The sequence below is a fragment of the Staphylococcus sp. acrmy genome (assembly GCF_022690565.1).
Classification (GTDB): Bacteria; Bacillota; Bacilli; order Staphylococcales; family Staphylococcaceae; genus Staphylococcus; species Staphylococcus caledonicus.
The window spans coordinates 106,048-122,343 of record NZ_JALCVE010000007.1; the positions used below are offsets into that span (position 1 = coordinate 106,048).

The following is a 16,296-nucleotide window of genomic DNA, read 5'->3' on the forward strand; positions in this document are numbered from 1 at the left end:
TTTTCATTTTCTCCCCTTGTTATGACAGAATGATTATACGCTTCTCGTTATAATGATTCAAACAGTAACTATGCTGCTCAAAAAATATAACACTCGATAATTTTAGCGATAATTAATGATATGTCGTTACTTTACTGAGTAGCTGTTGTATTAAATTTAAAAAGTTAAGAATATCCGCCTTTTTATTATCTTTTTTAGCAACAATCGCAAATGATCGTTTGAGTTCTGTATGGGCTAATGAAATATCGTGTAATTGATGATTGGTATCTGAAAGAGAAAGATAGTCTGGTGCTATCACATAACCTCGTTGTTGTTGAATAAGATAATGCGCTAACGTTTCTGTTCCTAAGGTATGAACGGACGTCTTAAGTACGCTGTTTAAACGTCGCTCTATACTATCCGCCAGTGGTTTTAACGCATATAATTGTTGTTCTGCAAATTGTATCAAAGGCGGTTGGACTGTTAAAGCCATAGTATCATCCTTAGGGACATAAATATGATAGGTTTCTTCAAATAATGGTTTCAAAGATAAGGTGGTATTGCGTTGTAATTCAGGTGTTACTTCGACTAGACCTGCATCAATCGAACCAGTGTTTAAAGCATCTATAATAGCCGACGTTGTCATTAGTGAAGGAACGATTTGACTATCATAGTCACGTTCAAATGCTTGAATCACCGCCATCATCATGTGCGAGGCATAACTTTCTTCAAATCCCACATTAATCAGACGTGCATTTTCAAGATTTTGTTGTTGAAAAAGGGCTACCGTCTCGTCTAGCTGTTCCAAAATTTGGGTAGCCTGATTTAACAATGCCTTACCTTGTGAAGTTAAATAGATATTTCTTCCTTGTCTGTTAAATAAAGTAACTTGGAGTTCTTGTTCTAACAATGTAATTTGTCTACTTATAGCTGATTGCGCAATATTTAACTCTAGTGCCGCCTCGGAAAGATGTTCCCGTCGTGCTACTTCAACGAAATATTTTAGTTGTTTAATTTCCAAGCTAATTCCTCCGAACTGTATGTAGATTCTTGTATGTCGTAAACCTTCTAATTATTAGAACAGTCTCATCTATTTAATATATTGTTCAGATAGTTATTTTACATTATATTAATTATTATTAATAGTAAATTTTCTGAAAATTCTTAAAAGGAGTGGGCATCATGTTTGATGAAGAATTAAAAAGAGGGCTATATGACTACCGTGAGGAACATGATGCATGTGGTATTGGATTCTATGCCAATATGGATAATTTAAGATCTCACGATATTATAGAAAAGTCATTAGAAATGTTGCGTAGATTAGACCATCGTGGTGGGGTTGGCGCCGACGGTATAACTGGTGATGGCGCTGGTATTATGACGGAAATTCCATTTGACTTCTTCGCTCAACATGTCGACCTTAACTTACCTAACGAAGGAGAATATGCGGTAGGTCTTTTTTTCTCTAAAGAGAAGATTGCGGGCTCACGCCATGAAACGCAATTCAATCACTATTTTGAAGATGAAGGGTTAAAGGTGATTGGCTATCGAGATGTGCCAGTTGATACACAAGCGATTGCTCCACATGTAGTAGCAACCATGCCACATATTCAACAGGTGTTTATAGATTTAGCAGCACATCCAACACCTGTAAAACAATTATTTTTAGCTAGAAAACAAATCGAACACTATGCAGAAACTCAAGATTTAGAATTATACTTCACAAGTTTGTCGCACAAGACCATTGTCTATAAAGGCTGGTTACGTTCTGACCAAATTAAAAAATTGTATCTAGACTTAAATAATCCGATGTATCAATCAAAGTTGGGACTTGTGCACTCAAGATTTAGTACCAATACATTTCCAAGCTGGAAACGTGCGCATCCTAACCGTTTATTAATGCATAACGGCGAAATTAATACTATTAAAGGTAATGTAAATTGGATGCGTGCACGTCAACGTCAACTAATTAAAACTTTATTTGGGGATGAGCATTACAAAATTCAACAAATTGTGGATGAAGATGGTAGTGACTCAGCTATCGTCGATAATGCTTTAGAATTCTTATCTTTAGCCATGGAGCCTGAAGAAGCTGCTATGTTACTTATTCCAGAACCATGGTTGTATAACAAATCTAATGATGCGCATATCAGAGCATTTTATGAATTTTATAGTTATTTAATTGAACCTTGGGATGGACCAACAATGATTTCATTCTGTAATGGGGATAAAATTGGCGCATTAACAGACCGTAATGGCTTACGTCCTGGGCGCTACACTATTACTAAAGACAACTTTATCGTTTTTTCTTCTGAAGTAGGTGTCGTAGATGTACCAGAAGATAATGTTGCTTTTAAAGGACAGTTAAATCCAGGGAAATTGTTATTAGTCGACTTCAAATCACATAAGGTTATCGAAAACAATAATTTGAAATCTCGTATAGCGCGTCGCCATCCATACCAACAATGGCTTGAAGACTATAAAATCGATTTGAAATTAGATCAAACTATATATAATCAATCTTTATTAGCATCGCAACAACTCTTTAAACTACAACAACAGTTTGGTTATAGCAAAGAAGACATCAATAAATATATGACTGACTTAGTCGTAGGTAAAAAAGATCCTATTGGAGCGATGGGCTATGATGCGCCACTTGCCGTGTTAAATGAGCGCCCGGAATCGTTATTCAATTATTTTAAACAATTATTCGCACAAGTAACGAATCCACCTATTGATGCATATCGAGAAAAGATTGTAACAAGTGAACTATCTTATTTAGGTGGCGAAGGTAATTTATTACGTCCTGGTCCATCAGTGTTAAATCGAATTCAACTGTCAAAGCCTGTTTTAACACTCACACAATTAGATAAGATTAAACAAAGTCAGTTTGACGTGAAACATTTATCCACTCTATATCATGATGATTTGGAAACAGCATTAGAACGCTTAGGCGCAGAAGCGATTCAAGCAACACGTGAAGGCTATACTATTTTAGTTCTTGATGATAGCAGCCTTATCTCTAATATGGCTATGGGAGACGTAGAGAAACCACGCTATGCCATGCCTATGTTATTAGCGATTAGTCATGTTCACCAATTATTAATTAAAGAAGATTTACGCATGAAGACAAGTTTAATCGCTTTATCGGGTGAAACGCGCGAAGTACACCACGTTGCTTGTTTACTCGGTTACGGTGCCAATGCGGTGATTCCGTATTTAGCACAACACACTATTGCGCATTTAACTGATATTGGTCGACTTAAAGGGATTATTGCCGACAATGTTAAAACGTACACCGATGTGTTATCTGAAGGTGTAATTAAAGTTATGGCGAAAATGGGCATTTCCACAGTCCAAAGTTACCAAGGAGCTCAAATTTTTGAAGCGGTAGGCCTATCACAAAGCGTTATCGATAAGTATTTTGCAGGTACACAATCTAAGTTATCGGGTCTTAGCATTCAACAAATTGATACTGAAAATAAAGCTCGTCAAAATAATCAAGCACAGTATTTAGAATCAGGTAGTACATTCCAATGGCGTCAACAAGGGCAACATCATGTGTTTAATCCAACTACTATTCATTTATTACAACATGCTTGTCGGGACAATGATTATCAACAATTTAAAGCCTTTACTCATGCAGTTCATACCCATAGAACGGACCATTTACGTGATTTATTAGAATTCAAAACGCAACGATCAATTGATATTAGCGAAGTAGAATCGATTGACGCTATCGTAAAACGTTTTAATACGGGAGCAATGAGTTACGGTTCTATCTCAGAAGAAGCACATCAAACACTGGCTCAGGCGATGAATCGATTAGGTGGAAAAAGTAATAGCGGTGAAGGTGGAGAAAATCCTAAACGTTATGAAATTCAATCAGACGGTAGCTCACTAGCAAGTGCTATTAAACAAGTAGCATCCGGACGTTTTGGGGTAACAAGCGATTATTTACAACATGCACGTGAACTTCAAATTAAAGTGGCGCAAGGTGCGAAACCTGGTGAAGGGGGACAACTACCGGGTACTAAAGTGTATCCTTGGATTGCTGAAACACGTGGTTCAACACCAGGGATTGGCTTGATTTCGCCACCACCACATCATGATATTTATTCAATTGAAGATTTAGCACAGTTAATTCATGATTTAAAGAATGCGAATAAAGAGGCAGATATTGCAGTGAAATTAGTTTCTAAGACTGGTATAGGCACTATTGCTTCAGGGGTAGCTAAAGCGTTTGCCGATAAAATTGTAGTTAGTGGTTATGATGGGGGTACTGGTGCTTCACCTAAGACGAGTATTCAACATGCTGGGTTACCATGGGAGCTCGGTTTAGCTGAAACGCATCAGACTTTAAAATTAAATGACTTACGTAGTCGTGTACGTTTAGAGACTGACGGTAAGTTATTGACAGGTAGAGATGTAGCCTTAGCGTGCGCACTAGGAGCTGAAGAATTTGGATTTGCGACTGCGCCACTTGTCGTATTAGGGTGCATTATGATGAGAGTTTGTCATAACGATACATGCCCTGTAGGGGTGGCTACGCAAAATAAAGATCTTAGAGCACTGTTCAAAGGTAAAGCAGAGCATGTCGTTAACTTTATGCACTTTATAGCTGAAGAATTGAGAGAAATACTCGCTTCACTGGGCTTAAAGACTGTTAAAGAGCTAGTAGGTCGTACAGATTTATTACAACGGGCGAGTCAAATTAATCCTAACTCAAAAGCGGCATCACTCGATATTGATAAGTTATTACATCAAATCGAAGGGCCGAATACTAAAGAAATCAGTCAAAATCATCACTTAGACAGTGGCTTCGATTTAAATTATTTATTTAGAGATGCTAAACAAAGTATTGAAGATGGACAAAAATTTGAACAAAGTTATGTGATTAATAATGAACAACGAGATATTGGAGTCATTACAGGTAGTTATATTACGCAGCAACAAGGTAGCAAAGGATTGCCACCACACACAATTACTGCTTACACGTCAGGACACGCGGGACAAAGTTTAGCAGGCTTTGCGCCACCAGGTCTATTCATTCATCATACGGGGGATGCGAATGATTATGTTGGAAAAGGACTTTCAGGAGGTACAGTAGTTGTCAAAGCACCAAATTCACAACGAGAGAACGATATTATCGTAGGAAATGTATGTTTCTATGGTGCTTCACGAGGCAAAGCCTACATTAATGGTAAAGCTGGAGAACGATTCTGTATCCGTAATAGTGGCGTCGATGTTGTTGTTGAAGGAATTGGGGATCATGGTCTGGAATATATGACAGGGGGACACGTGATAATACTAGGAGATGTAGGTAAGAACTTTGGTCAAGGTATGAGTGGCGGGGTTTGTTACATTTTCCCAAGTGATATTGAGCAATTTAAACGTGTAAATACATTGCCGACACTAGCGTTTAAGAAAGTAAGTTATGAAGAAGAAAAAGAATTGCTTAAAAGCATGTTAGAAGCACACTATCGCTATACACAAAGTACGAAGGCTAAAGCCATTTTAAATCACTTTGAAAATGTAGAAAATAGTGTAGTAAAAGTTATACCAAAAGATTATGAATTAATGATGCAAAAAATCGAATTACAACATCGTCGTTTACCTCAGTTAGATGAAGCGAAACTGGCAGCTTTTTATGATGAACGTACGTCAATTGATCAAGACTTACAGCCAGCAGTTATATACTAAAGGAAGGAGTACACTGTTATGGGCGAATTTAAAGGGTTTATGAAATATGAAAGACAAACACTGTCCGAACTATCATTAGCTGAACGCATCAAACACCATAAGGCCTTTCAACAATGTTTCTCACGTGAAGATGCTTCAGTACAAGGTGCAAGATGCATGGACTGTGGTACACCATTTTGTCAGACAGGCCTTCCTTTTGAAAGAGAAACTATTGGCTGTCCATTAGGTAACTATATTCCTGAATGGAATGACTTGGTTTATCATCAAGACTTCAAAGAGGCTTACCACCGATTAAGTGAGACTAATAATTTTCCGGACTTTACAGGACGCGTGTGTCCAGCACCATGTGAAAATTCATGTGTAATGAAGATTAACCGTGAAGCAGTAGCGATTAAAGGGATCGAACGGACAATAATTGATGAAGCGTTTGATAATGATTGGGTTAAACTAAAGAAACCGGCTAAACGTTTAGACCAATCAGTGGCTATTGTTGGAAGCGGGCCATCTGGACTTGCAGCGGCTGACGAATTAAATTTCAAAGGATATCAGGTAACAGTATTTGAAAAAGCAGCAGAACCTGGTGGCTTACTCATGTACGGTATACCTAATATGAAATTAGACAAGGCTGTAGTTCGCCGACGGATTAAGTTAATGACCGAGGCAGGCATAGTATTTAAAACGGGTGTTAACATCGGGGTAGACATCTCACGAGAAGAGCTCGACCAACAATATGATGCGATCATTTTGTGTACAGGTGCTGAGAAAGCACGCGACTTACCATTAGAAGGGCGTATTGGTCAGGGTATACATTTTGCTATGGACTATCTTACTGAACAAATGCAATTACTTAACGGTGAAATTGATGAACCTACGATTACAGCGAAAGATAAAAACGTTATTGTGATTGGTGCCGGAGATACTGGCGCAGATTGTGTGGCTATGGCTTTGCGTGAAAACTGTAAATCTATTGTTCAATTTGATAAAAATAGCCGAGCACTAGAAGCAAATGAGTTTGAAAGAAACACGTCTTGGCCTTTAGCGTTACCTGTATTTAAGATGGATTACGCGCATAAGGAATACCAAACACGCTTTGGTAGAGAACCACGTGCTTATGGTGTACAAACCATGCGTTATGATGTCGATTCTATCGGTAATATTCGTGGCGTTTACACTCAAATCTTAGAAGAAACGTCAGATGGTAAGGTCGTCATGGATGACACTGAAAGACATTGGCCAGCGGATTTAGTACTTTTATCAATTGGCTTCGAAGGTGTAGACTCAACACTTCCAAAAGCATTTGACGTGGCAACACAACAAAACAAGATTGTCGCAAATAATATTGATTACCGAACTAACCAAGAGAAGATATTCGCTGCAGGAGATGCACGAAGAGGCCAAAGCTTAGTAGTTTGGGCTATTAAAGAGGGACGCGCCGTGGCTCAATCAGTGGACAAGTACTTAAAACAACGAATCTTAGTGTAAAACGGCTTTTAAAGCCTTGAGATGATAAAAAAATTGTATAATTTAAAATTAAAAAGGTTGACTTCCAATGGATAACGCTGTATGATAGTTATTGTGTTTATTGGAGGAATACCCAAGTCCGGCTGAAGGGATCGGTCTTGAAAACCGACAGGGCCTTAACGGGCCGCGGGGGTTCGAATCCCTCTTCCTCCGCCATTATAATTAAAATCCAAGACTAATAAAAATATAAAAAAGACAAGTACTCATAAGTAGATGGGTACTTGTCTTTTTTGTTTGTCTTTATTTTGGAATGTTAGATAGCCCACCTCCTTAGTTAATACACTTTTTCAAACTCACAATAAACTTTGTGACAGTTAAATGAAAGCCTTTACAAAACTTGTCTAGACAAGTTATACTTTAGGCAACAAAGTTAAGGGAGTGAAAGGTGTGGCTGTAAAACGAAAAAATGTCCAAGATATCGTTAAAGCGATAGGTGGGAAAGAGAACGTCAATACCGCGACGCATTGTGTAACGCGCTTACGTATAGTGTTAAAAGATGATAACAAAGTAGATAAAGATGCCTTAGATGATAATAAACTAGTGAAAGGTCAATTTAAAGCTGATAACCAATATCAAATTGTTATTGGTCCTGGTACGGTTGATGAGGTTTATAAACAATTTATAGCGGAAACTGGCGCAGAAGAAGCATCAAAAGAAGAAGCAAAAGCAGCTGCAGCTAAAAAAGGTAATCCTTTACAACGATTGGTGAAACTATTGGGAGATATCTTTATTCCAATCTTACCTGCCTTGGTAACAGCCGGTTTGTTAATGGGGATTAATAACCTTTTGACGATGAAAGATTTATTTGGAGCTAAGCCACTTGTAGAGCAATATCCACAACTTGGTGATATTTCAAATATTATTAATGTCATTGCGAGCACAGCATTTATCTTCTTACCAGCTTTAATTGGTTGGAGTAGTATGAAGGTGTTTGGCGGAAGTCCTATTTTAGGGTTAGTCCTTGGCTTAATCTTAATGAACCCACAACTTGTGTCACAATACGACATCGCTAAAGGTCATATCCCTACTTGGAACTTATTTGGTTTAGAAATTAAACAGTTAAACTATCAAGGACAAGTCTTACCAGTATTAATTGCTGCTTATGTCTTGGCCTTAATAGAAAAAGCACTGAATAAAGTCGTCCATGATTCTATTAAAATGCTTGTGGTAGGTCCAGTTGCATTACTTGTTACAGGGTTCTTATCATTTATTATTATTGGACCAGTAGCGTTAGCAATTGGAACAGCTATTACAGGCGCTGTACAATTCGTCTTTGAACATGCCGGTTGGTTAGGTGGCGCAATTTATGGTTTCTTCTATGCACCGTTAGTCATCACTGGTTTACATCACATGTTCCTAGCCGTTGACTTCCAATTAATGGGCAGTAAATTAGGCGGTACATACTTATGGCCAATTGTTGCTATTTCAAATATCTGCCAAGGTTCAGCTGCATTCGGCGCATGGTTTATTTATAGACGTCGTAAAATGGTGAAAGAAGAAGGGCTAGCCTTAACATCAAGTGTTTCAGCTTTCCTAGGTGTAACAGAGCCAGCGATGTTTGGGGTGAATTTACCGTTAAAAGTACCTTTCTTCGCAGCGATTTGTACTTCAAGTGTGTTAGGTGCTATTGTGGGCGCTAACAGAGTACTAGGTAGCGTCGGTGTTGGCGGGGTCCCAGCTTTCATTTCTATTCAAAGTGAATACTGGTTAGTCTATCTTTCAGTAACCTTCCTTGCTGTATTTGTACCTGCCATTTTAACAATTATTTTCTCAAGATTTACGACGGTTAAAGCTAAGAAAATGGTCGAAACTCCTGACGAATAAAAATAATCATATATAACAACTATAAAGACGTTCACGTAACACATTACAAGTTCTTGAACGTCTTTTGCTTTTAAAAAAATAAAATTAAAATTTTAGTGAAGGTGGAATACTTATGGCTCAGAAAGATTGGAAAAAATCAGTCGTCTATCAAATTTATCCGAAGTCATTTAATGATACAATAGGTAACGGCGAAGGGGATTTAAACGGTATTATTGAAAAGTTGGATTATCTTCAATACTTAGGCGTCGATTATATTTGGTTAACGCCTATCTATGAATCTCCAATGAATGATAATGGATATGACATTAGTAATTATTTCAAAATCAACGAACAATTCGGTACATTAGAAGAATTTGAAACATTAGTCACTGAAGCGCATCGACGCGACTTGAAAGTCATGTTAGATATTGTCATCAACCATACCTCTACTGAACACGCTTGGTTCAAAGAAGCAATCAGTTCAAAAGATAACCCGTATCGTGATTATTACTTCTTTAGACCTTCTCAAGACGGACCGCCAACTAACTGGGAATCTAAGTTCGGCGGTAATGCTTGGAAATACGATGAAGCTACAGATGAATACTATTTGCATCTATTTGACGTGACACAAGCAGATTTAAATTGGGATAACAAAGAAGTGCGTCAGTCTCTTTATGACGTCGTTAATCACTGGATCAATTTCGGTGTAGATGGCTTCCGTTTCGATGTGATTAATCTTATTTCCAAAGGTGAATTTAAAGATTCTCCGAAAATTGGGAAAGAATTTTATACAGACGGCCCACGCGTACATGAGTATTTACACGAATTGAATCGTGAAACTTTTGGAGATAGAGATATGATGACAGTAGGTGAAATGTCATCGACGACGATTGAGAACTGTATTAACTATACTCGTCCTGACCGTCAAGAATTAAGCAGCGTCTTCAATTTCCACCATTTGAAGGTCGACTATATTAATGGAGAAAAGTGGTCGAATGCGAAGTTAGATTTTCTAAAACTAAAAGAAATCCTTATGGAATGGCAAGTCGGCATCAGTCAAGGTGGCGGTTGGAATGCGATTTTCTGGTGTAACCACGATCAGCCACGTGTCGTCTCACGCTTTGGAGATGATTCAACTGAAGAGAACCGCCAAGCAAGTGCTAAGATGCTAGCTATCGCTTTACACATGTTGCAAGGTACACCTTATATTTACCAAGGTGAAGAAATTGGCATGACCGACCCACATTTTAATACGATTCAACAATATCGAGATATTGAATCATTAAATGCGTATACAAATTTAAAACATCAAGGCTTAGCCGAAGATGAAATCCTGACTATTTTAGGACAAAAATCACGTGATAATTCCCGTACGCCTATTCAATGGACGGCAGGTCATCAAGCAGGATTTACTACAGGCACACCTTGGATTGACATCCCTAATAATTATAAAAACGTAAATGTAGAAGCGGCTATTGAAGATGATCACTCTATCTTACAGACTTACCGTCAACTTATAGCGTTGCGACATGAACATGATATTATTACTTATGGTGAAATTGAACCACTCTATATGGAACATTCTCAATTATTTATTTATCGCCGACATTATAACAATCAGTCTTGGCTAGTGATGGCTAACTTTTCAAAAGAAGCGGTTAAACTACCTGAAGATCTTAATACTACAGGCGATATTATTATGCAAAATGGCTCTATCGAAAATGGGGACATATCAGGGTTTGGCGCTATAGTAATTGAGTTACAAGAGTAAGAAATTTGAGTTAATAACGGAGAAAGCATATGGCAGCACAAAAATTTATAACGATATACGAAGCGTTAAAGCAGTCTATCATTGATGGAACATACTCATATGGAGAACAGTTACCGTCAGAACACGACTTGTTAGACCAGTACCAATCCTCGCGTGAAACGGTAAGAAGGGCACTTCATTTACTTGCGGAAGATGGTATGATTCAAAAAATCAGAGGCAAAGGGTCTATCGTCATTAATCAAAAAATGACCGAGTTCCCCTTTTCAGATTTAATCAGTTTCAAAGAAGTTAAAGAAGAACTAGGCTTACAACATGACACGATAGTGCTAGTTAATGAAGTAATTGAAGCGGAACAAGTGCCTTACATTAAACAACAATTAGGTCTTAACTCGAATGATAAGCTTATCCATGTTGTTAGAAGTCGTAATATTAATGGCAAGACGAAGATTTTAGATGAAGACTATTTCTTAGTTTCAGTAGTACCAGAGATTTCGAATACTGTAGCGCAAGATTCGATTTATAATTATTTGGAAAATGAATTAGCCCTGGAGATTAGTTATTCAAATAAATCTATCACGTTTGAACCGTTTACTGAACGAGAATATGATGTTTTTGGAAATAGCGAACCTCCTTATACAGCGACAGTCAGAAGTGTGGTCTATCTTAAAGACACGACCCAATTTCAATATAACGTGTCTAAACATTTAGCCACAGAATTTAAATTCAATGAATTCTCAAGACGACATAAAAATAAAGATGGAAGCGAGACTGAAATCTAGGGAGCGGGACAGAAATCTAATGAAATTTCTAAGATTTCGTCGTCCCACCCCGGCAAGGTTGACTAGGAATGAAGAAGATGAGGTTCGAACGCATCTTTATTTCAGACAACTACTGCTTGGTCGTAGACTAGAAAATAATATTTTTACTTATCATTCGGTTCTACTCGAATCCTAAACATTTTTGTCTTAACTTTATAAATAGATTGAACTTTAAACTTGCATAAGGAACTCTGTTTATAGTATTATAAAACTTACCGTGCTAGGTGGGGAGGTAGCGGTTCCCTGTACTCGAAAACCGCTTTATGCGAGACTTAATTCCTTCGTTGAGGGTGTGGCTTTGTGAAGTCTGCCCGAAGCACGTAGTGTTTGAAGATTTCGGTCCTATGCAATATGAACCCACGAATCATGTCAGGTCCTGACGGAAGCAGCATTAAGTGGATCCTCATATGTGCCGTAGGGTAGCCGAGATTTAGCTGTCGACTTCGGTAACGTTTATGATACACACTCGATTCGAAGGTGCACGGTTTTTTTAATAAATATAACTACGTTTAACATATAAATGATAAGAGAGTGGCTTTGAATACAAAGTCGCTCCTTTTTTGTATAAAATGAGAAGGTATAGTGATTTGATAATTTAGAAAAATAATTTGTCTTTGTATTGAGGAATCATTTTCAAAAAAAGAATATAAAAGACAGATAATAGGGGGAGGATTTATGCAAATTTATTTAAGTACGTTAACTGAGGTGGACTACGCTGAAACATTAAATAAGATTGAAGAGATTTATGACGCTCAGGCAGGAGTAGCCAGCAAAGCGCAACGTAAGCTTATTTCAAATCTACGTAAAGCACCGACCTATAATTATGAATTAGAAGTGATAGCGAAGAATGAGGACGCTGCTATTATTGGTCATATTATGTTGAGTGAAGTGACACTTGTAGCAGAAGAAGATAGTTATAAAGCGTTAGAAGTCGTGTCCTTAATTGTTGACCCTGATGTGCGTAATCAAGGACTAGGGAAAGCGTTAGTTCAAGCTATTGAAGAGCGCGCTAAATCTCAACATTACACTACGATTATAGTAAGTCATAGTTCCGATTATTTTAAACAACTTGGCTATGAATTAGCAGAGGAACATCATATTTTTCCGGAAAATGCTGACGCTTCTACAATTCGCGTGAAGTTTTTATGGGATCAATTAAATGACTACCCACATGGAACTGTGCATAGAAGTAGTGAAGAAGGTTAATTTGAGTTAATCATTTACATGAGATAAGAACACTTATAGTTTACGGTCTGAGGAATTAATTAGCGAGGCCCTAGTCTCATCAAAATGTCTTAATCTTATAAGAAATTAATTGAATTCTAGAAGTCGTTGCGTGATATAATGGGTAGTAATTGTTAACGGAGGTGCGAATGTGAATTATCAAGCTTTGTATCGAATGTTCAGACCCCAAAGCTTTGACGATGTGGTCGGTCAAGAACATGTAACTAAGACGTTGCGAAACGCTATTTCAAAAGGTAAACAATCTCACGCCTATATTTTCAGTGGTCCGCGTGGTACTGGTAAAACAAGTATTGCTAAGGTCTTTGCAAAAGCAATCAATTGTTTGAACCCTCAAGATGGAGAGCCATGTAACGAATGCGCAATTTGTAAAGGGATTACACAAGGGACAAATGGCGATGTTATTGAAATAGATGCCGCAAGTAATAACGGTGTCGATGAGATAAGAAATATTAGGGATAAAGTTAAATACGCACCTAGTGAATCAAAATATAAAGTGTATATTATTGACGAGGTTCATATGCTTACTACAGGTGCTTTTAATGCTTTATTAAAAACATTAGAAGAACCTCCAACACATGCAATCTTTATTTTAGCAACAACTGAACCCCATAAAATTCCACCTACTATTATTTCACGTGCACAACGTTTCGATTTCAAAGCAATTGGCACAGAACAAATAGTTGACCGTTTACGCTTTGTAGCCGAAGAACAAAGTTTAGACTATGATGAAGCGGCGCTAGAATTTATTGCGAAAGCTTCAGAAGGCGGTATGCGTGATGCGCTAAGTATTATGGACCAAGCTATTGCCTTTGGTGATGAACATCTAAAACTACAAGATGTACTTGATGTCACTGGTAGTGTCGATGAAGCTGCACTTAATGCTTTGTTTAAAGATGTAGTAGAAGGTAATGTCAAAGAGGCCTTCACACGTTATCATCGTTTTACTGCAGAAGGTAAAGAAGTGAATCGTTTGATTAATGATATGATTTACTTTGTACGAGATACGATTATGAATAAAACGGTTAAATCTGAAGCGGAACATGATGCGTTGATGAACTTTGATTTAGAAACTCTATATCACATGATTGATATCATTAATGACACATTGGTTTCAATTCGATTTAGTGTTAATCAGAACGTGCATTTTGAAGTTCTGTTGGTGAAAATTGCTGAAATGGTAAAATCACAACCTGAAACGGTCCAAAATGTGGCAACAACACACGTAGCGTCAGAACCGAATAATGAAGTATTATTACAACGCATGGAACAACTTGAGAATGAATTGAAAACACTCAAAGCGCAAGGTGTACCACAAGCTAATAATAGTAGAAGCGGCAATACGTCTAATTCAAATCGTAGAGGTAAACGACAAAGTAAAGGTACCTTCTCAATGACAAATATTGCGAAAGTACTTGATGAAGCGAACAAAGAAGACATTCAATTATTGAAAAAACATTGGTTAGAAGTAGTAGATTACGCTAAAAGTAATGATAAAAAATCATTAGTGAGCTTATTACAAAATTCTATTCCAGTCGCTGCTAGTTCGAAACGTGTATTAATTCAGTTTGAAGAAGAAATCCATTGCGAAATCGTTAATAAAGACGAGGAAAAACGTAGTAGTATTGAAAATGTTGTTAGAAATATTATTAATAAAGATGTTGAAGTCGTCGGCGTGCCTTCCGATCAATGGATGAAAGTACGTTCAGAGTACATCAATAACCGTAAACAGTCAGAGAATGAGGATGCTTCTTCTGATTCTAATGCTAAAGAGGAAACGCAAGAAGCAGATGTGGCACAAAAAGCGCGAGACTTATTCGGAGAAGATACCGTACATTTAATAGATGAATAACACTTATATAGAAGAAAGACGTTTTATTTTTGGGAAAATGTAGTTATCTAAAGTGAAGCATTTTGGAAAACAGTAACACATGACAACAAATATAAACGTATGTATAATAAAATATAAATTAAAAGATAATGTCGATACATTTAAGGAGGAAATGATATTATGCGCGGTGGCGGAAATATGCAACAAATGATGAAACAAATGCAAAAAATGCAAAAGAAAATGGCTCAAGAACAAGAAAAACTTAAAGATGAACATATTGTAGGAACAGCTGGTGGTGGCATGGTTTCAGTTACAGTCACTGGTCATAAAGAAGTAATCGATGTTCAAATCAAAGAAGAAGCGGTAGATCCAGATGACATCGAAATGTTACAAGATTTAGTATTAGCTGCAACTAACGAAGCGATGAATAAAGCAGACGACTTAACACAAGAACGTTTAGGTAAACACACTCAAGGCTTAAACATCCCAGGAATGTAATTGTAGATGCATTATCCTGAACCCATATCTAAATTAATAGATAGTTTCATGAAACTGCCAGGCATTGGACCCAAGACGGCTCAACGTCTGGCGTTTCATACTTTAGATATGAAAGAAGACGATGTTGTCCAATTTGCGAAGGCCTTAGTAGATGTTAAACGTGAACTTACCTATTGTAGTGTGTGTGGTCACATTACTGAAACAGATCCTTGCTACATTTGTGAAGATAAACAAAGAGATCGTTCAGTAATCTGCGTAGTCGAAGATGATAAAGATGTTATTGCTATGGAAAAGATGCGAGAATACAAAGGACTTTACCATGTCTTACATGGATCCATCTCACCTATGGATGGTATTGGACCAGAAGATATTAATATCCCTACATTAATAGATAGATTAAAAGACGAAGAAGTTAAAGAGCTTATACTAGCTATGAACCCAAACCTTGAAGGTGAATCAACAGCAATGTATATTTCAAGATTGGTTAAACCAATTGGTATTAAGGTAACTAGATTAGCTCAAGGATTATCAGTAGGCGGAGATTTAGAGTATGCTGATGAAGTAACGCTATCTAAAGCAATAGCTGGTAGAACAGAAATGTAAACAAAGAAGTCGCTAAATTTTAGAGAACAATGTGGTATGAGATAGGATGACATACTATCGTAGAAGCCTAAGAGCTAAGGCGTATCTACTGTGAACTCTAGGATATAGCGACTTTTTTAATTTTATTTAAAAAACATGTAAATTTTTTAAAGTTTGTTATTTGGTTGCTTAGTTAGTGATATATAGGGTATTTATATTGTTTTGAGTATTGTTAAACAAACTTTCTATTTATTGAAATAGATAAAGTTCGTTTTTGAGAACAAATAATAACTTTTTAGAGTTGGTTAGTGTAATTTTTACAGTTGTTAAATCGCTAGAAAGCCTGTATAGTATATATCTGTTGAACGAAACAAATCAACGAACATTAAAAACACTTCAAAAAATAATTTCAAAAAGTTATTGACTTTCTAATCGATAGCGAGTATAATTATTTCTTGTGGTAACGAAATAAACATTGAAAACTGAATGACAATATGTCAACGTTAATTCCAATAAGTAACTTAAATGTTACAAACATTATTTAGTAT

10 protein-coding genes, 1 tRNA gene and 1 other RNA gene are annotated in these 16,296 nt (G+C 37.0%); 11 read left to right on the plus strand and 1 reads right to left on the minus strand.

Going from position 1 to position 16,296, the window contains the following annotated elements:
- Positions 1-112 precede the first annotated feature (112 nt).
- A complete protein-coding gene (gene gltC / locus FH144_RS08820) occupies positions 113-1,000 on the minus strand; it encodes a glutamate biosynthesis transcriptional regulator GltC (RefSeq protein ID WP_242315183.1) in 888 nt (295 codons plus the stop codon).
- A gap of 161 nt (positions 1,001-1,161) precedes the next feature.
- On the opposite strand from gltC, the gene gltB reads away from it, so the two are divergent.
- The 11 genes from gltB to recR all read left to right on the plus strand — a co-directional run bounded on the left by gltB (position 1,162) and on the right by recR (position 15,769).
- Positions 1,162-5,682 (plus strand): glutamate synthase large subunit, encoded by a 4,521-nt coding sequence (gene gltB, locus FH144_RS08825; protein ID WP_242315184.1) that lies wholly within the window; start codon positions 1,162-1,164, stop codon positions 5,680-5,682.
- 18 nt (positions 5,683-5,700) lie between these two features.
- Positions 5,701-7,164, plus strand: coding sequence for a glutamate synthase subunit beta (locus tag FH144_RS08830; protein ID WP_242315186.1), 1,464 nt, complete (start codon positions 5,701-5,703; stop codon positions 7,162-7,164).
- Positions 7,165-7,266: 102 nt separating this feature from the next.
- A tRNA-Ser gene (locus FH144_RS08835) sits at positions 7,267-7,359 on the plus strand.
- Positions 7,360-7,590: 231 nt separating this feature from the next.
- Positions 7,591-9,027, plus strand: coding sequence for a PTS system trehalose-specific EIIBC component (treP, locus tag FH144_RS08840; RefSeq protein WP_242315195.1), 1,437 nt, complete (start codon positions 7,591-7,593; stop codon positions 9,025-9,027).
- A 112-nt stretch (positions 9,028-9,139) separates the two neighbouring features.
- Positions 9,140-10,777 carry an alpha,alpha-phosphotrehalase gene (treC, locus tag FH144_RS08845; RefSeq protein WP_242315198.1) on the plus strand — a complete coding sequence of 546 codons (1,638 nt, stop codon included), beginning with the start codon at positions 9,140-9,142 and terminating at the stop codon, positions 10,775-10,777.
- A 29-nt stretch (positions 10,778-10,806) separates the two neighbouring features.
- On the plus strand, positions 10,807-11,556 hold the full coding sequence (gene treR / locus FH144_RS08850) for a trehalose operon repressor (protein ID WP_242315200.1): 750 nt from the start codon (positions 10,807-10,809) through the stop codon (positions 11,554-11,556).
- A gap of 254 nt (positions 11,557-11,810) precedes the next feature.
- Positions 11,811-12,080, plus strand: an RNA gene (ffs, locus tag FH144_RS08855) — signal recognition particle sRNA large type.
- Positions 12,081-12,270: 190 nt separating this feature from the next.
- On the plus strand, positions 12,271-12,801 hold the full coding sequence (locus tag FH144_RS08860; RefSeq protein ID WP_242315202.1) for a GNAT family N-acetyltransferase: 531 nt from the start codon (positions 12,271-12,273) through the stop codon (positions 12,799-12,801).
- A 169-nt stretch (positions 12,802-12,970) separates the two neighbouring features.
- A complete protein-coding gene (gene dnaX / locus FH144_RS08865) occupies positions 12,971-14,689 on the plus strand; it encodes a DNA polymerase III subunit gamma/tau (RefSeq protein ID WP_242315204.1) in 1,719 nt (572 codons plus the stop codon).
- A gap of 159 nt (positions 14,690-14,848) precedes the next feature.
- Positions 14,849-15,166, plus strand: a complete 318-nt coding sequence (locus FH144_RS08870; RefSeq protein ID WP_107508217.1) for a YbaB/EbfC family nucleoid-associated protein — start codon at positions 14,849-14,851, stop codon at positions 15,164-15,166.
- A 6-nt stretch (positions 15,167-15,172) separates the two neighbouring features.
- Positions 15,173-15,769, plus strand: coding sequence for a recombination mediator RecR (recR, locus tag FH144_RS08875; protein ID WP_103165590.1), 597 nt, complete (start codon positions 15,173-15,175; stop codon positions 15,767-15,769).
- Positions 15,770-16,296 lie beyond the last annotated feature (527 nt).